The following is a 16,848-nucleotide window of genomic DNA, read 5'->3' as shown; positions in this document are numbered from 1 at the left end:
TTCTACTCCGCCTCCAATACCATTGCTGCACCTAAACCACCTGCGGCACATGCGGTTGTTAGCCCGATGCCTCCGCCTCGACGCTTTAATTCATTTAATGTTTGAGTGATCAAACGAGTGCCGGTAGCCGCAAAAGGGTGTCCATAGGCTAAAGAGCCCCCTAAGACATTAAATTTATCCATATCTATTTCACCAATGGCTTTATCTTGGCCAAGTTTTTCTTTAGCAAATTTATCACTGGCAAACATTTTTACATTCGCTAACGTTTGCGCTGCGAAGGCTTCGTGCATTTCAATTAAGTCCATATCTGCCAACGTCATTCCTGCTCGCGCTAACGCCAGTGGCGTCGCATACGATGGTCCCATTAACATATCTTCCCAGACATCAATGGCGGTGAAAGCATATGAGCGAATATAACCTAAAACCTCATAACCTAATTCTTTCGCACGTCCCTCGCGCATTAATAGCACTGCAGATGCCCCATCCGTTAATGCGGTAGAGTTTGCGGCCGTAACACTGCCATGCTTGCGATCAAACACTGGGCGCAACTTAGCATAATTGGCAAGAACCGAATCGGCGCGATAGCAGTTATCAATCGCAACCGCTTTTTTATAAGGTTCTGGGTGGGCCACCATAACTTCACCAGCCAGCACCCCTGAAGACCATGTCGAAGCAGCTAGAGTATGTGAGCGGTGCGCTAATGCATCTTGCTCTTCTCGTGTGATGCCATGAGTTTTCGCCATTTGTTCGGCAGTTTGGCCCATGCTTAAGCCTGTAGAATATTCAGCTACTGCTGGTGGTACTGGTGCTAAATCGGAGAGTTTTAAAGAGGTAATTAACTTGGCTTTTTGGCCGAACGTTTTGGCCTTTGATAAATCAAGTAAAGTGCGAGCAAATTTTTTGCTTACCCCAATAGGAGGTACCGACATTGAGTCTGCACCGCCAGCGATACCAACATCAATGTTACCTAAAAGTATTGACTCGGCAACATTGACAGTGGATTGAAAACTAGTCGCACATGCTCTAGAAACACTGTATGCATCGGTCGCAACATTCATTTGTGTACCAAGTACGATTTCTCTGGCAATATTAGGTGCTTCAGGCATTTGCACGACTTGGCCAAACACCAATTGTTCTATAAGGGCTGGATCGATATCGTTTTTAGCCAATAATTCATTCACCACCATTTTGCCTAAATCAACGGCAGGTACACCATGAAAGTCGGTGGCTTGTTTAACAAATGGCGTGCGTAAGCCGGCAACAACCGCGATTCGCTCCCCTGCTCTTGTCTTTAAGTTTTGCTGAGATCCCATGTTCTTTCCTTTATACTGCTCTGACCGAGATTATTGTGATTAATTATGTTAAGGTTTTGTTAGTGGTCAGACCTGATTACCAAATTGATTCTAGCGATTAAATCTGCTTTTTAAAAGCATTGATTTTTATTAACATGCTCTTATATATATAAAAAGGCCTCAGAGCCAACGCCTTAAAAGGCTTATGCGCGAATAAAATGGAATAAAAGAAATATTATGGCTAATGAAAAATTTTCTGCACTTAAAGAGTATTTAAGTGAACAAATTGTGGGTCAACATGCGCTTGTTGAAAATCTTTTAATTGCTTTATTGGCTGATGGGCATCTTATCGTAGAAGGCCCTCCTGGGTTGGCTAAGACCCGAGCAGTTAATGCTTTAGCGGATTGCATTGAAGGTGATTTTCACCGCATTCAATTTACCCCTGACCTACTGCCGGCAGATTTAACAGGTACCGACATTTACCGACCTGAAAATGGCTCCTTTGTTTTTCAACAAGGTCCGCTTTTTCAGAACTTAATTTTAGCAGACGAAATTAACCGTGCACCGGCTAAGGTGCAATCGGCGTTACTAGAAGCAATGGCCGAAGGCCAAGTAACGGTAGGCAGAACAACGTACAAATTACCGGATTTGTTTTTGGTTATGGCCACTCAAAATCCGCTCGAACAAGAAGGTACCTATCCGTTACCAGAAGCACAACTTGACCGCTTTTTAATGCATTTGGACATTGACTACCCCAACGCAACATCTGAGCTTGAAATCTTACGTTTAAACCGGGGTGAAGCCTTAGGCCAATCTAATAAGCCAAGTTCAAAAATATCTCAAGACGATATTTTCACTGCCCGCAAGGAAGTGCTTGAAATCTATCTCGCCCCAGTATTAGAGCAATACATTGTTGATTTAATTATGGCCACCCGAGAAGGTGAAAAGTACGATGAACAATTGGGTAAATGGCTTGCCTACGGCGCCAGTCCGCGCGCAACCATAGCTTTAGATCGCTGTGCCCGAGCAAGAGCTTGGATTAATGGTCGCGACTTTGTCAGCCCTGAAGATATCCAAGGCGTATTTCATAACGTTTTACGTCATCGCTTATTGCTTACCTATCAAGCCGAAGCCGAAGGGATCACTGCTAATCAAGTGCTTGATCACATTTTAAGTTTGGTCGCAGTAAGCTAACCCTCATTCGAAACTGAGTAACGATAGCATTTAGATCAGGGATCTTGTATGTGGTGGAAGAAACACCTTAAGACAGACGTAAATCAAGGTATTAAAGAGCTCCTTGGAGAACTAAAAAGCGATGGTATTCATCTAACCATAGATGAGTTAATGCGCTATCAAAGCAAATCGTCCTTATTAAACTTAGCGCCTAAAAAGGCGATTGAGGGGCACTTATCAGGTAACTACCTTGCCCGAACAAAAGGCCGAGGTATGGAATTTGATGAAGTTAGGCATTATCAAACTGGTGATGACATCAGAGCCATTGATTGGCGCGTCACTGCGCGCACCGGTAAAACGCACACCAAACTCTATAAAGAAGAGGTTGAGCGTCCGGTATTGATAGCTACCGACTTTGGTCAAAGCATGTTTTTTGGCTCGCGCTTATTATTTAAATCAGTGCAAGCATCACATATAGCGAGCCTAGTTGCATGGCATGCCAAAAAGCGTGGCGATAGAATCGGCGGCTTGGTTTTTAATGAAAGTAACCACAAAGAATTAAAACCCAGAAGTCGTCAACACGGTGTATTACATTACTTGCATGCTTTAGAGGAACTGCACAACCAAGGCCTGGCTAATTGGCAGCAAGAGCAACCGGGAGAAGATTCCTACTTTGTCGAAAACTGTAATCGACTTAGACAGCTTTCTCGACCGGGCTCTTTGGTTTATCTAATCACCGATGGCAGTCATTTTGATGAAGCCGCATTATTGCCATTGTCTCAAATAAGTCGCCATTGTGAGCTGGTGGTATGTCAAATTATTGACCCGCTTGAATTAGCGCTACCAAAGAGTACGCAAAAAGCATCGGTATCGGTTACCGATGGTGAAAACAAGCAACGCTTGGTGTTAGGTGATGCCAAAACCGCTCAAACCTACCAGCAACAGGCATTAATTTCGACCAAATTAAAACAACGTATGTTTCAAAAAGCTGGAGCACGTTTTATCCAATTTAGTGCAGGTCAAAGCATTGAACAACAATTGAAAGCGGGAGTTGAATCTTGGATCCGTTAGCACAATTGAAAGACATTCATTTGCCTGAGCAAGTTGGCTTTTGGCCTCTTGCGCCAGGCTGGTGGATATTGGTTTTGTTATCTATTAGCGCAGTCGTACTGCTGCTACGTGCATTGTTAAAACAACGCGAGCTCAGTAAAGTAAAGCGCCAAGCGCTTAAACAGTTAAGCACGCAACAGTCATTAACAACGGTACAAATATTATCGTTATTAAAATGGGCAAGCATGCATTATTACAACCGACAAGACGTTGCCAGTAAATACAGCAATGAGTTGCTCGACTTTTTTACCAGTAAACTGGCTAAAGACAAACAACAGGCGTTTGTGCAACAAGCTGAAAAAGCCATTACCCGTTGCTATCGAAAGTCATCGGTCGATTTGCATGCCAGCGAGTTCCAACAGGCGGCTATTTATTGGTTAAACAACGCCGCGTTACTGCCCAAGCAACAAGTCAAATTGGAGGCTGCAAATGATTAGTTTCGCTTGGCCTTGGTGTTTTACCTTATTGTTATTGCCCTTTGTCGTTTACTTTTTATCACCAAAGAAAAATGCGGACTCAGCGGCCCTTAAAGTGCCCGTATTACTGCCCGGTGTGCGTTCAAAAGTGACCGTCTCAGGTAGACAAAATGTCCCTATCTGGTTTGCCGCTTTGATATGGTTCTTGTTGGTCCTTGCCACCACTCGACCACAATGGCTAGGCGATATTGTCGAAGTGCCAACCGAAGGTCGTGAAATGATGATTGCGGTGGACTTGTCAGGCAGTATGAGTATTGAAGATATGCAATTAAACGGGCAACAGGTCGACCGACTGACCATGTTAAAGTCCTTACTTGGCGACTTTATTGAGCGCCGACAAGGCGATCGCATAGGGTTAATTTTATTTGGTGATGACGCGTATATGCAAACCCCAATGACCTATGACAGGCAAACAGTGGCCCAAATGCTGGATGAAGCGGTTATCGGTTTGGTAGGCAAAAAAACCGCCATTGGCGATGCCATGGGGTTAGCGATAAAGCGTTTTATTAATAAAGAAGAATCCAATCGGGTGTTGTTATTGGTTACCGATGGTCAAAATACATCGGGAAAAATCAGCCCTGAGCAAGCCTTAGAGCTTGCCGTAGCAAAAGACGTCACCGTTTATACCATTGGTATTGGTGCCGACGTCATGATGGAGCGTTCATTATTTGGTAACCGCAAAGTAAACCCATCGCGTGATTTGGATGAAAACACCTTAGCTAAAATTGCAGAGCAAACCAACGGCACTTATTTTAGGGCGAAAAACAGTGAGTCGATGGCTCGAATATATCAGATGCTGGATCAACTCGAACCCGTCGAACAAGATGTTGAACAAATGCGCCCGCTCACCGCGTTATTCTATTATCCTTTGGCTCTTGCGCTGACATTAATTTTTATCCAGATGTTATTGATGCAGTACAGTCAGTTCCATTTTATCCCCACCAATAAGCAACAATCGGAGGTGCCTTAATGGACGATTTTCATTTTTTAAGACCACTTTGGTTGTTTGCCTTTATCGGCTTATTCTTGTTATTACGCCAACTCAAAATGTTGCGTATTTCCGCCTCGGCTTGGCACAAGGTGATCCCATCGCACCTAACATCCATGCTCCTTAGTAGCAGTGAGCCACAAAAGCCGATGTCAATATTACCGCCAGCCATTGCCGGCAGTTTGCTTATTCTTGCCCTTGCCGGGCCGACCTGGCAAAAGATCCCTCAACCGGTTTTTGACGTCGAACGAGGTTCAGTTTTAGTGATGGATATGTCGTTTTCAATGTTAGCAACCGATATAAAGCCAAACCGTTTAACCCGCGCTCGTTATAAGGCGATGAGCTTGGTTGAAGCCATCAATGAAGGCGATATGGGGTTGATTGCCTACGCAGGTGATGCGTTTACTATTAGCCCATTAACCCCTGATATCAACAACATTACATTGCTATTACCGTCTTTAGCTCCCGATATTATGCCTGAATTGGGTTCTAACCCATTACCGGCTTTAATGTTAGCCAATGAGATGTTACTTAACGCAGGCCATCTTGAAGGCGATATTTATTGGCTCACCGATGGCATCAGTAGTGATGAGCTAAAAGACTTAAATGATTTTGTCCGTGAACATAACCACCGAGTTAATATCCTTGCCGTAGGCACTGAGCAAGGAGCACCAATTACGTTAGCTAATGGTGAGTTAATGAAAGATAGAGGCGGCAATATCGTTATTCCTAAATTAAGCCCTCGCATGCTTGCTGGTATAGCAAATAACGGCAATGGCAAGTTCAGCGTTATCACACCTGATGACAGCGATATCGAACACTTGAGTGAATTACCCATGGCCAAAGCACAAAAAAAAGCTGAGCAAGAAAACAACCTTGGTGATCAATGGCAAGAATTTGGTCCCTACCTAGTGTTATTGACCCTGCCGTTACTTCTTGGTTACTTTCGTCGTGGCGCGTTATTTACCCCATTGATTTTAACCTCAATCATCGTTGCCAGCGTTAGCCCGAAACCTGCCAGCGCCAATATTTGGGATGACCTGTGGCAAACCAGTGATCAACAAGGTAGCCAAAAATTCGCCAATTCTGAGTTTAAACAAGCCGCAGAGCTATTTAACGACCCATTATGGAAAGCCGGTAGCTTGTACCGCGCAGGTGAATTTGAACAGGCTCTTGTTGAATATCAAAAGCACCCGTCTATAGCATCATCTTACAACCAAGGTAATACCTTAGCGAAGATGGGAAAATTTGACCAAGCCATCGAAAAATATGAACAAGTGCTTGCTCAAGCGCCAAATCATGCTGATGCGTTAGCCAATAAAGAGCTTGTTGAACAGTTAAAAGAACAGCAAGAAAACCAGCAACAAGATCCAAATCAACAGGAACAGGAACAGGAACAGGAACAGGAACAGGAACAGGAACAGCAAGATAACGAACAAAAACCGAACCAACAAAATCAACAACAAGATTCTGAACCGTCCGAGCCATCTGAAGATTCGCAGCAACAAGACTCGTCATCACAGCCTTCAGAGCCAAACCAGCAACAACAGACAAACGAGCAACAACAAAAAAGTGAGCAACAACAGAATGAGCAAGAGCAAGAAGCAAAGGCTCAACCTGAGCACGCTCAGAGCGATGAACAAGAACCATCACTACAGCAACAGGCTGGGATAAGTGAAGAAGATAGCCAACAAAGCGAAGAAGAGAATCAAAAACACCAACAACTTTTACGTAAAGTAACCGATGATCCTAATTTATTGTTACGTAATAAAATGCGTCTGGAATATCAAAAGCGCCGTCATAATCGAAGCAGTATTGGAGTAAAAGAAAAGTGGTAAAAATAATTAACCTTATCCTATTTGTATTCATGGCTACCCTCACCCTACAAGCAAAAGCCACCACCGAAGTGAGTGCTTCGGTTGATAAAAATCCAGCCTTTGCCGATGAATCGATTGTCTTAACCATTGTTGCAAACGGTTCTGTATCTGCGGATGCCTTTGACCCTTCGGCTCTTGAACAAAACTTTTACGTAGGCAATACGTCGGTCAGCAGCCAAACCAGCATGATCAATTTTGAAACCACACGTTCAACTCGCTGGACAACCTTACTAACACCGAAAGCGGCCGGTAGCGTTATCATTCCTGCATTTACCATAGATGGGGTGCAGTCAAACCCCATTAACCTAGATGTGATACAACGTGGCAATAGTGCAGGCAAAGCACAGCGCGATGTATTTATCACAGCACAAGCCAGTGCTTCTGATGTTTACGTACAACAAACATTTACTTTAAAAGTCAAACTGCATTTAGCCGCGGAATTAAAACGCGGTACGTTATCCGAGCCCAAAATGACCGGTGCGCAAATTCAACAGCTTGGTCAAGATACTGAAAGCATGGAGATTATTGATGGCCGCCGCTACCGTACTTTTGAGCGTGTATATTTAATTAAGCCCGAAAGCAGTGGCCAGTTTGTGTTACATAGCTCAATGTTTAACGGCGAAATAATAACGGCTCCTCAACGCTCATTATTTGCTTCAATAGAACGCGGAAAACCCGTTAGCGTGCGTCCTTTACAATTAGACATTAAGGTCAAGCCTATTCCTGAAAACTTCACAGGGGACTGGCTACCAAGTGACTTGATCGTGGTTGAAGATAACTGGCCAACCGATGCCAAGAGCTATGAACTTGGTGAGCCTATTACGCGTCAAATTACGATTACCGCTGCAGGTTTAACAGAAGAGCAACTGCCTGAAATAAACTTTGAAGCACCTGAGCAAATAAAAATATACCCTGATCAGGCCCAAGCAACTTCAGGTGTGCAAACAGACACAGTGATCAGCCGTAAAACTCAAGAGTTTGCCATCGTGCCTACTCAAGCTGGCACCTACACCATACCTGAACTGGTGATCCCATGGTGGAATACCAAATTAAATAAAATCGAAAACGCCATAATCCCAGCCAAAACTATCACCATAAATGGGGTCAGTAACCCAACCTTTGCGGTTAATAATTTGCCCCAAGAGCCGGTACAGGTAAAAACGGTTTATAATACCAGCTTGCAATGGCTGTTTTTAGCTGGCTGGTTATTGACCGCATTCGCTTGGTTATATACGGCAAAACTAAAGGGCAAGATGCGTTTATCAAAACCACTGTTTGCCCCAGAAGAAAAGCAAAACTACTTAAAATTGATCGCAGCGTGTCGACAAGGCGATGGCGAAAAAGTATTACAACTGTTGCCAGTATGGGCATCCGAGCTTTACCAACAAAATTTAAGCAACCTAACAGATGTGCAAAAAACCATCAACGACGTCGAGTTTGATCAACAATTAACGGCACTACAAAAGCAATATTACTCCCACCAATCAGGACAATGGGATGGTACAAGGATGCACAAAGTACTGTCACGATTGCAAACAAAGACCACCCAAAAGCAACACGTTGAAATCGCCTTGAATCCTTAAGACCAAAGATCGTGAGTTAGGGTCTATACTCTTAAAAGCCACATAATGATGTGGCTTTTTTATTTTCAGGCCTAAAACAGCTTGCCATAAGTGACTTAGGCTAAAAATAAAATAATCTGGAAATAAAATACCGCAGTGCAGGGTCTTTAAAGATATGACAACAAAACAAGTAAGATACGAGGCATTGGTCAACGCATTGCATGCGGATTTGTACCGCTACGCCTACTGGTTGGTGCACGACCAGCATATTGCTGAAGACTTAGTTCAAGAAACCTTCTTGCGAGCGTGGCGGGCGTTAGACTCTTTAAAAGATGAACATTCGGCAAAATCATGGCTGATCACTATATTACGCCGCGAAAACGCACGTCGCTTTGAACGCAAACAATTTAAGATGAGCGAATACCAAGAAGATGAAATCGTTGATCACATCAGTTCATCAACAGAACAAAGACAAGAAACACAATGGCTAAGAGACAAGATAACCAAATTAGAGCCTGAATACAAAGAACCCTTAGTGTTACAGGTTTTAGGCGGTTTTAGTGGTGATGAAATTGCGACCATGTTGGGATTAAATAAAAACACCGTGATGACGCGATTGTTCCGCGCCCGCAATAAACTGCGCGCAGCAATTAACACGAATAAAACGTCAAAGAGGCAAGGCAATGGATGATTTAGAATTTCGTAGGCGTTTATTTGCCGCCCCCAATAGCAAAGATGCGGAGATAGAGGCGGCTAAAAAAGATGACCGTCAACGACAAGCATTGGCGCAAGAGCTTAAGCACATCGATCAACGCATTGCGTCTGCGTTACAGGTAGAAGTGCCTGACACTTTAGCTCAAAGGCTGATTCTAAAACAAAGTATGGCCGCTCACCAACAATCAAAACGTCGTTCTAAAGTGCACTTAGCCATGGCAGCATCGGTAGTGTTAGCGGTAGCCATTGGGGTAAATTTTATCAACTCAAGCCCAGTCTATTCGAGCATAGCAGATTACTCTCTTGCCCATTACAATCATGAAAAAGATAATTTTAGTCAGATTGCGACAATAAACTATTCACTGGCAACAATAAACCGTGAACTTGCCGATTTAAAGCTTCAATTTTCTGATTTAGTTGGAAATTTAATATCTATTGACGATTGTTATTTTGATGGACTCGACTCGATTCACTTAGTGTTTGAAGGAAAGTATGACAACATCACTGTATTTATTTTGCCTAAATCTAAACACTTACGTTTTAGCAACCATTTTACCACTGAAGCGGTCCACGGCCTTGCATCTGAACATGCCTTTGGCCACGTCATCATTATGGGGGATAAACGAGAACCACTACAACAATGGCAAAGCAGCATCGAACAAAACCTGCAAAGGTCAATATAAGACGAATCACCTAAGAGCTCGTTTTACACCTCCCCTAACATGGTTAAGTTACACTAATGTCTTTTTAGCTTTATGCTAAAGGGATAAACGTTGATGCGAAGCAATAAAGGTATATTCTTTTGCCTGAGTTAGATACTTGCTTTACAGTTCTAGCTTAGACGTTGCAGGCTTGTTAATATAAGGTCAATCAAATCTAAACAACAATAACAATATGCAATTAGAACTTCCCTTAATCACCACCTTCATAGGTTATTTACTGACCACTTTATTCATCGGCTACATCGCGTACAGAGCCACCACAACGTTGAGCGATTATATTCTCGGTGGTCGCCAATTAGGACCGGCGGTCACCGCATTAAGTGTGGGAGCCTCTGATATGAGCGGTTGGTTACTGTTAGGATTGCCTGGCGCTATTTATTTATCTGGAAGCAGTGAAGTATGGATTGGCGTGGGCTTAGTTATTGGCGCTTTTTTTAACTGGCTACTGGTGGCACCAAGGTTACGCGCGTTTACTCAAAAAGCTGGCGATGCGCTTACTATTCCCGAATTTCTTGAAAATAGATTTAATGATAAATCGCATTTTCTCCGTTATTTATCGGCCATCACCATACTCATATTTTTCACTTTTTATGTCTCTTCTGGTCTTGTCGGTGGGGCAATTTTATTTGAAAAAGTTTTTGGCCTTGAGTACCTAAGTGCGTTAATTATTGGTGCTTTGGTCATTGTTTCATATACCTTTTTAGGTGGCTTTTTGGCCGTCAGTTGGACCGACTTTTTTCAAGGTTGCCTGATGTTAATCGCATTGGTGTTATTGCCTATTGTTGCGATCAACGAATTGGGTGGAATCGATACCACGTTGCACACTATAAAAGCGATCAACCCTGATTACTTTAACGTATTTCAAGGCTTTAGTTGGATTGGTTTTCTTTCCTTAATAGCTTGGGGACTGGGCTACTTTGGCCAACCTCATATATTGTCACGATTTATGGCTATTCGCAGCGTTGATGACATTCCTAAATCACGTAACATTGCCATGCTCTGGATGCTGTGTTCACTGATTGGCGCATTAGCCGTTGGACTTGTTGGCATCGCATATTACGCTGAGCAACCACTAGAGAACCCAGAAACCATTTTTATTTTTATGTCGAAGGCGTTATTAAATCCTTGGGTTGCTGGTGTCATTATTGCCGCCATTCTTTCTGCGATTATGAGCACCATAGACTCTCAACTTTTAGTTTGTTCAAGTATCATTATTGAAGACTTTTACAAGAACATCAGTAAGCGTCAAGCCAGTGAACAGCGATTAGTCTGGCTATCGAGACTTTCACTATTATGCATTGCCATCATAGCGACAATTATCGCTCTTGATCCACAAAGCTCCGTTTTAGGTCTAGTCAGCTATGCTTGGGCCGGATTTGGCAGTGCCTTTGGACCAACCATTTTATTGTCATTGTTTTGGGCTAGGTTTACTCGCCATGGTGCTTTAGCCTCAATCGCATCCGGTGCATTGGTGGTCTTTATTTGGCCGATGCTAGCCCAGTATGGTGGTTTCTTTAATCTTTATGAAATCATTCCGGGTTTTACTATTGCCATGTTATCAGGTTATGTCGTGAGTTTATTAAGTCAAGATTTAGATAAGCACAGTGAGCAAGTCTTTTCTGATTTAAACCGGCAGTTTAGCTTGGCGACAACCAAGGCGGTAAATTCGCCTTCGTAAGCACTTTAATCGAACAGTGAATCACATAACTCATTTTATAAGGTCAATAATCACGGTGATTATTGACCTTTTTTATTTCCGCTAATCTCACGTTGTCTCTCTTGCTTTATCCCTACACATAGCCCATGAAGTAATACTTATCAATAACTTATGTACTTTATTAAATTTCGCCTATCCTAAAAGTAGCAAGAATAAAAAATAGGAATCATTATGCAAAACACAATTTATGCCAAACCAAAGTTAATGGCCTTGGCTTTCTTACTTTTGTTTTCAATCAATCCTTTGCTTTTCGCTCAAGAGTCCAGCGCCTCAAAATGGCAAAGTGATATTTCAGCGGGTTTAAATTATAAAGATGGCAACTCCGAACGCACTGATTACACCATGTCTGCAAGTACCGAACGAAAAACCGAAAACGATCGTTTTAGTGCTAAGTATCTTGGGATTTTTGCCAAAGTAACCGATACTGCCACCGATGAGAGTGAAGTCACTGAACGCAATCACCGACTCAATGCTGCCTATGATTTGGACTATTCTGAGAGAGTTTTTTTTAGATTGCCCAGCTTTGAGTACTTTACCGATACCTTTAAGAACATCAGTCATCAAGCCACTTTAGGTGTGGCTGTTGGTTATAAAATTTATGATCAACCAGACTTTCGCTGGGATGTGCTTGCAGGTCCAAGTATGCAGTACACCAAATACGATGAGGTAGAAGCTGGTGAAGATGACACCGTGTCAACACCGGTTCTGCTAATTGGTACTCAATTGGAATACCTAATTTCTGAAGATATTAAGTACTTTTTACTTTATGAGGGTAAGTTTGTAAAAGAGGATGCCGGTAAGCGCATCGATCATCTAGAAACCGGCTTTAATATTAGTCTTATCGGTAATTTAAGTTTGGATGCTAAATTAGTCGTTGACCGAGTTGATTACCCAATTCCAGATGAAGACGGCGTCTTACCCGAAAAAACAGATAAGTTATTTATATTAGCCGCTAAATACTCTTTTTAGCGCCACCATAAAGACAAAAAAGGCTGCGTTAATGCAGCCTTTGTTTATTCTTCAAAGTAGGTGCCCCAGCCATCGTACTCAACTTTGCACTGTTTAGCCAATAGATACATTTGCTGAGTTTCTTCTAACAAATCATCTAGGTCTAATGGTGATTCGGTAATGATGTCAAAGGCGAAAACCCGCGCCCCATTTTCTAACACAGCTTCTTCTGGATCATCAACTTCTAGGCCTAATTTAAAGGCCGAAATCGCTGCCGCTTCTAACACTTCAAAGTTTGAACTGGCAAAATGATGTTCTATGGTGTGCATCTTTTCTTGGTTTGAGCCATCATCAATGAGCTCATTAACCAAAGATTCGGTATGGGCAAACCATTCTTGTAATTCTTGCTCTTGCGCTTCGGATAAACCCAGCTCTTGTTCATTGCTCATGATTGTTCTGCCTTAGTCACATTGTCATCAAAATTTAAGGTTAATGGGTTGCCTGCTTCAATGCTTAATTCCTTGATTTTCGCTAGCATTAACTCATGCGTATTATTCGCTACATGGCGAATCGATTGATTGTCACCATCTTCTAAACGAAATGGAGGCATAAATTCAATGATCATTTTTCCATTGTTCCAACGGTTTAGATCAACCATGTTATGGGTATTGCTTACACATACTGGCACGATGGGGGCATTGGCTTGTTTAGCGGTATGAAAAGCGCCGGTTTTAAACGGTAATAACCCCCGACCATAACTTCTGGTACCTTCTGGAAATAACCAAACAGAAATGTTCTTTTCGCGCATTTTGCGCGCTGCGGTCGCTATGGTGCCATGGGCTTTTGAGCGATTACCACGGTCAATCAAAATGTTTCCGGTAAACCAATACATTTGACCAAAAAATGGGATCCAACGCAGACTTTTCTTACCAATACTTACTGTACCTTTTGGCATGCCTGCACTAACGGTAAAAATATCATAGGAGTTTTGATGATTAGCCACGTAAACGGTTGGTCCTAACTCCTCAAGATTTTCTGGGCGACGAATTTCAACGTCTATTCCAAAAATTTTGGCCATTTTACCCACAATGACGGCAGTATAATGAGCATTGTTACGATGCCCAGGTCGAAAAATACAATATACAATTGAACACAGGCTAATGGTTAAAAGCGCAATGGTAATAAGGATCAGGCGAACAACAGCTAACACAATAGATTCCAAATGATTTAAGTTGGCGCAAATTATACACTATTACCAATTATGAAAGATATCTGATAATTGGGTAAATTTGTTTTTCAGCATAAAAAAAGCGCAGAGACTAACTGCGCTTTTTGACTCTTAAAAATAGTGAAAAGACGACGACTTATTCGCCATCGATACTGACTCGCTCAACCCGTTGTAAGCCTCGCGGTAACTTATTACCTCGTCGACCACGCTCGCCACGATAATGTTCTAAATCACTCGGCTTTAGGGTAAGTTTGCGCTTACCTGCATATAATGTAACGGCTTGACCTTGCTCTACCACGGTCAAAATGGTAACAAATTCTTCGCGACTTTTTGCTCTAGCGGCTGGAATATTAATGATCTTATTCCCTTTACCTTTACTCAGTTGAGGCAAGTCTTTTAATGGGAATAACAGCATTCGGCCTTCGGTGGTAATCGATAAACACAGGCTATTATCAATGTCATTAACAGCTTGAGGTGACATCACTTTTGCACCTTCTGGCAATGTTAATAACGCCTTACCGTTTTTATTACGACTGACCATATCAGCAAAGTTACCAATAAAACCATAGCCCGAATCGCTCGATAATAAGAATTTCTGCTCATCATTGCCCATAATACAGTGAGTAAAGGTGTTACCAGGAGCCGGGGTAAAACGCCCAGTTAACGGTTCCCCTTGACTGCGCGCACTTGGCAGACTGTGGGCTTCGGTCGCAAATGCGCGCCCCGATGAATCTAAAAACACCACGGGCCGATTACTGCGCCCTTTCACTGAGGTAAGATAGGTATCGCCTGATTTATAACTTAAGGCTTTCGGGTCAATATCATGGCCTTTTGCGGCCCTTGCCCAACCTTTTTCAGAGATCACCACAGTAACCGGTTCTGACGGCATCAGGTCTTTTTCATCTAAGGCCTTGGCTTCGCCTCGCTCAACCATTTTAGAGCGACGATCATCACCATGCTCTTTCGCGACCGCCAAGATTTCCTTTTTCATTAAAGTATTCATCCGGGTTTTTGACGCGAGTATTTTTTCAATCTGATCACGCTCTTTCGCAAGTTCTTCCTGCTCAGCTCTGATCTTAATTTCTTCGAGTTTGGCTAACTGACGAAGTTTAATTTCAAGAATGGCTTCTGCTTGGGTTTTACTTAAACCAAAGCGGGTCATTAACTCTTCTTTGGGGTTGTCGTATTCACGAATAATCGCAATGACTTCATCGATATTGAGATAAGCAATCAGCAAACCATCTAATATATGCAACCTTGCCAGCACTTTATCTAAGCGGTACTGCAATCGTCGACGAATGGTTTCACGGCGATACTCTAGCCATTCAACTAAAATCTCTCTAAGATTCTTAACCGCTGGGCGATTGTCTAACCCTAATATATTAAGGTTAATGCGATAATTTTTTTCCAAGTCGGTGGTGGCAAATAAATGTTGCATCACTTGCTCGACATCAACTCGGTTAGAACGCGGTACGATAACTAAACGGGTCGGGTTTTCATGATCGGACTCATCACGCAAATCCACCACCATAGGAAGTTTCTTAGCCTGCATTTGCGCTGCGATTTGCTCTAAGATTTTGGCTCCCGATGCTTGATGTGGTAATGCCGTGATCACAATATCACCTTGCTCCACTTCATAAACCGCTCGCATTTTTATCGAACCCCGACCGGTTTGATAAATCTTTTGAATATCCGCCCGTGGGGTAATGATTTCAGCATCTGTCGGATAGTCTGGACCTTTTACTATATCGCAAATTTCGGCCAGTTCCGCTTTTGGATTTTCGATCAAATGCACACAAGCATCGGCCACTTCTCGCACATTGTGCGGCGGAATATCTGTTGCCATACCGACTGCAATACCGGTAATACCATTTAATAAAATGTGAGGGAGTCGAGCCGGTAAAGTTTTAGGCTCTTTCATCGTACCATCAAAGTTTGGTGACCAATCAACTGTACCTTGACCGAGTTCGGATAATAAGACTTCGCTAAATTTTGACAGCTTCGACTCGGTATAACGCATGGCAGCAAACGATTTTGGATCATCGGGCGCCCCCCAGTTCCCTTGACCATCAACCAATGGGTAACGGTACGAGAAGGGTTGTGCCATTAATACCATGGCTTCATAACAAGCGGAGTCGCCATGAGGGTGAAATTTACCCAGTACGTCACCTACAGTACGAGCCGATTTCTTATATTTAGCGCTTGCATTCAAGCCAAGCTCAGACATTGCATAAACAATGCGTCGTTGTACCGGTTTTAACCCATCCCCAATGTGTGGCAAGGCACGATCCATAATCACATACATTGAATAATTGAGGTAGGCATCCTCGGTAAAACGCCTTAGCGGCATCTGTTCGATACCATCAAGGCTTAAATCGATTGCGTCAGACATAATGAATGAAAGTTCCTAAAATTAAAGCGATGTTTATATTTTTATTATTGGCTAAGACCTACTCGATTACATTTTTACTGCGTGGGCAAAGATTTAATCGAATTGGTCTACTACTTTAGCCGAAATTAACTCAATGCAAAACCGCTATTTAATAATCACGTGCAAGAATTATTTGAGTTGGGGCAAAATTGACAATCAATGTGAAAAGATACTTCATCGTTAACCATAACTAAGACGGCTGATAATTTACATCCCAAAAGCTGGCTTCAATGCGATGACCATCTAGGTCGATAACGAAACAGCCGTAATATGGCTCACCATACTCGGGCCTAGGACCCGGTTTACCATTGCACTTTGCGCCAAGCTTGAGCGCTGTATGATAAAACGCATCCACTTGCGCTCGACTTGTCGCCATAAACCCGATATGACTGCCATTACCAACCGTAGCAGGCTGTTGATCATAAGGAATTTGCACCCAAAAAGTCGGATAACCTTTGCCATAAGCGACCGACTGCTCATGGGCGGTCACTCGTTCAATGCCTAATAATGGCAATAACTTATCATAAAATTCAGTGGCTTGTTTTAATCTGTTAGTACCAATGGAAATATGGCATAACGTCTTGTCTTGTTGTTGCATTAAGGATCCTTG

15 protein-coding genes are annotated in these 16,848 nt (G+C 42.7%); 10 read left to right on the top strand and 5 right to left on the bottom strand.

Features of this window, described 5'->3' with window-relative positions; all coding sequences use genetic code 11:
• Positions 1 to 2: 2 nt before the first annotated feature.
• Positions 3 to 1,313: an acetyl-CoA C-acyltransferase FadI gene (gene fadI, locus ACAY00_RS02945; protein ID WP_371377023.1), complete on the bottom strand. Its 1,311-nt coding sequence runs from the start codon at positions 1,311 to 1,313 to the stop codon at positions 3 to 5.
• Between the two features lie 216 nt (positions 1,314 to 1,529).
• On the opposite strand from fadI, the gene ACAY00_RS02940 reads away from it, so the two are divergent.
• The 10 genes from ACAY00_RS02940 (at position 1,530) to ACAY00_RS02895 (ending at position 12,600) form a co-directional block, all read left to right on the top strand.
• On the top strand, positions 1,530 to 2,486 hold the full coding sequence (locus ACAY00_RS02940) for an AAA family ATPase (RefSeq protein ID WP_371377020.1): 957 nt from the start codon (positions 1,530 to 1,532) through the stop codon (positions 2,484 to 2,486).
• Positions 2,487 to 2,534: 48 nt separating this feature from the next.
• Entirely contained in the window at positions 2,535 to 3,536 is a 1,002-nt protein-coding gene (locus tag ACAY00_RS02935) for a DUF58 domain-containing protein (protein ID WP_371377017.1), read from the top strand.
• Positions 3,524 to 4,012 (top strand): DUF4381 domain-containing protein, encoded by a 489-nt coding sequence (locus ACAY00_RS02930; protein ID WP_371377014.1) that lies wholly within the window; start codon positions 3,524 to 3,526, stop codon positions 4,010 to 4,012. The genes ACAY00_RS02935 and ACAY00_RS02930 overlap by 13 nt, the downstream gene beginning before the upstream one ends.
• A complete protein-coding gene (locus ACAY00_RS02925; protein ID WP_371377011.1) occupies positions 4,005 to 5,021 on the top strand; it encodes a VWA domain-containing protein in 1,017 nt (338 codons plus the stop codon). Before ACAY00_RS02930 ends, ACAY00_RS02925 begins: the two co-directional genes overlap by 8 nt.
• Positions 5,021 to 6,877 carry a VWA domain-containing protein gene (locus ACAY00_RS02920; RefSeq protein WP_371377009.1) on the top strand — a complete coding sequence of 619 codons (1,857 nt, stop codon included), beginning with the start codon at positions 5,021 to 5,023 and terminating at the stop codon, positions 6,875 to 6,877. The genes ACAY00_RS02925 and ACAY00_RS02920 overlap by 1 nt, the downstream gene beginning before the upstream one ends.
• On the top strand, positions 6,871 to 8,499 hold the full coding sequence (locus ACAY00_RS02915; RefSeq protein ID WP_371377006.1) for a BatD family protein: 1,629 nt from the start codon (positions 6,871 to 6,873) through the stop codon (positions 8,497 to 8,499). The genes ACAY00_RS02920 and ACAY00_RS02915 overlap by 7 nt, the downstream gene beginning before the upstream one ends.
• 154 nt (positions 8,500 to 8,653) lie before the next feature.
• The gene (locus ACAY00_RS02910; protein WP_371377003.1) at positions 8,654 to 9,169 is read left to right on the top strand and encodes a sigma-70 family RNA polymerase sigma factor; all 516 of its coding nucleotides are present in this window, start codon (positions 8,654 to 8,656) and stop codon (positions 9,167 to 9,169) included.
• Entirely contained in the window at positions 9,162 to 9,875 is a 714-nt protein-coding gene (locus ACAY00_RS02905) for a DUF3379 family protein (protein WP_371377000.1), read from the top strand. The genes ACAY00_RS02910 and ACAY00_RS02905 overlap by 8 nt, the downstream gene beginning before the upstream one ends.
• A 211-nt stretch (positions 9,876 to 10,086) precedes the next feature.
• The gene (putP, locus tag ACAY00_RS02900; RefSeq protein WP_371376997.1) at positions 10,087 to 11,592 is read left to right on the top strand and encodes a sodium/proline symporter PutP; all 1,506 of its coding nucleotides are present in this window, start codon (positions 10,087 to 10,089) and stop codon (positions 11,590 to 11,592) included.
• 210 nt (positions 11,593 to 11,802) lie between these two features.
• Positions 11,803 to 12,600, top strand: coding sequence for a DUF481 domain-containing protein (locus ACAY00_RS02895; protein WP_371376994.1), 798 nt, complete (start codon positions 11,803 to 11,805; stop codon positions 12,598 to 12,600).
• 44 nt (positions 12,601 to 12,644) lie between these two features.
• Here ACAY00_RS02895 and rraB read toward each other — a convergent pair whose 3' ends face one another.
• From rraB to ACAY00_RS02875, 4 genes are all read right to left on the bottom strand, one after another.
• On the bottom strand, positions 12,645 to 13,028 hold the full coding sequence (gene rraB / locus ACAY00_RS02890) for a ribonuclease E inhibitor RraB (RefSeq protein ID WP_371376991.1): 384 nt from the start codon (positions 13,026 to 13,028) through the stop codon (positions 12,645 to 12,647).
• The gene (locus ACAY00_RS02885) at positions 13,025 to 13,789 is read right to left on the bottom strand and encodes a 1-acylglycerol-3-phosphate O-acyltransferase (protein WP_371376988.1); all 765 of its coding nucleotides are present in this window, start codon (positions 13,787 to 13,789) and stop codon (positions 13,025 to 13,027) included. The genes rraB and ACAY00_RS02885 overlap by 4 nt, the downstream gene beginning before the upstream one ends.
• A 154-nt stretch (positions 13,790 to 13,943) precedes the next feature.
• Positions 13,944 to 16,199 carry a DNA topoisomerase IV subunit A gene (gene parC, locus ACAY00_RS02880; RefSeq protein ID WP_371376985.1) on the bottom strand — a complete coding sequence of 752 codons (2,256 nt, stop codon included), beginning with the start codon at positions 16,197 to 16,199 and terminating at the stop codon, positions 13,944 to 13,946.
• A 229-nt stretch (positions 16,200 to 16,428) separates the two neighbouring features.
• Positions 16,429 to 16,836: a VOC family protein gene (locus ACAY00_RS02875; RefSeq protein ID WP_371376981.1), complete on the bottom strand. Its 408-nt coding sequence runs from the start codon at positions 16,834 to 16,836 to the stop codon at positions 16,429 to 16,431.
• Positions 16,837 to 16,848: the final 12 nt, after the last annotated feature.

The sequence above is a fragment of the Thalassotalea sp. 273M-4 genome (genome assembly GCF_041410465.1).
Taxonomy (GTDB): Bacteria; Pseudomonadota; Gammaproteobacteria; order Enterobacterales; family Alteromonadaceae; genus Thalassotalea_A; species Thalassotalea_A aquiviva.
This window is presented reverse-complemented; position numbering and strand designations above follow the sequence as displayed.

Coding starts and splice junctions, on each gene's coding strand:
- ACAY00_RS02875 (WP_371376981.1), bottom strand. CDS start 16,836: ATGCAACAACAAGACAAGACGTTATGCCATATTTCCATTGGTACTAAC.
- rraB (WP_371376991.1), bottom strand. CDS start 13,028: ATGAGCAATGAACAAGAGCTGGGTTTATCCGAAGCGCAAGAGCAAGAA.
- ACAY00_RS02940 (WP_371377020.1), top strand. CDS start 1,530: ATGGCTAATGAAAAATTTTCTGCACTTAAAGAGTATTTAAGTGAACAA.
- parC (WP_371376985.1), bottom strand. CDS start 16,199: ATGTCTGACGCAATCGATTTAAGCCTTGATGGTATCGAACAGATGCCG.
- ACAY00_RS02910 (WP_371377003.1), top strand. CDS start 8,654: ATGACAACAAAACAAGTAAGATACGAGGCATTGGTCAACGCATTGCAT.
- ACAY00_RS02895 (WP_371376994.1), top strand. CDS start 11,803: ATGCAAAACACAATTTATGCCAAACCAAAGTTAATGGCCTTGGCTTTC.
- ACAY00_RS02935 (WP_371377017.1), top strand. CDS start 2,535: ATGTGGTGGAAGAAACACCTTAAGACAGACGTAAATCAAGGTATTAAA.
- putP (WP_371376997.1), top strand. CDS start 10,087: ATGCAATTAGAACTTCCCTTAATCACCACCTTCATAGGTTATTTACTG.
- ACAY00_RS02925 (WP_371377011.1), top strand. CDS start 4,005: ATGATTAGTTTCGCTTGGCCTTGGTGTTTTACCTTATTGTTATTGCCC.
- ACAY00_RS02920 (WP_371377009.1), top strand. CDS start 5,021: ATGGACGATTTTCATTTTTTAAGACCACTTTGGTTGTTTGCCTTTATC.
- fadI (WP_371377023.1), bottom strand. CDS start 1,313: ATGGGATCTCAGCAAAACTTAAAGACAAGAGCAGGGGAGCGAATCGCG.
- ACAY00_RS02905 (WP_371377000.1), top strand. CDS start 9,162: ATGGATGATTTAGAATTTCGTAGGCGTTTATTTGCCGCCCCCAATAGC.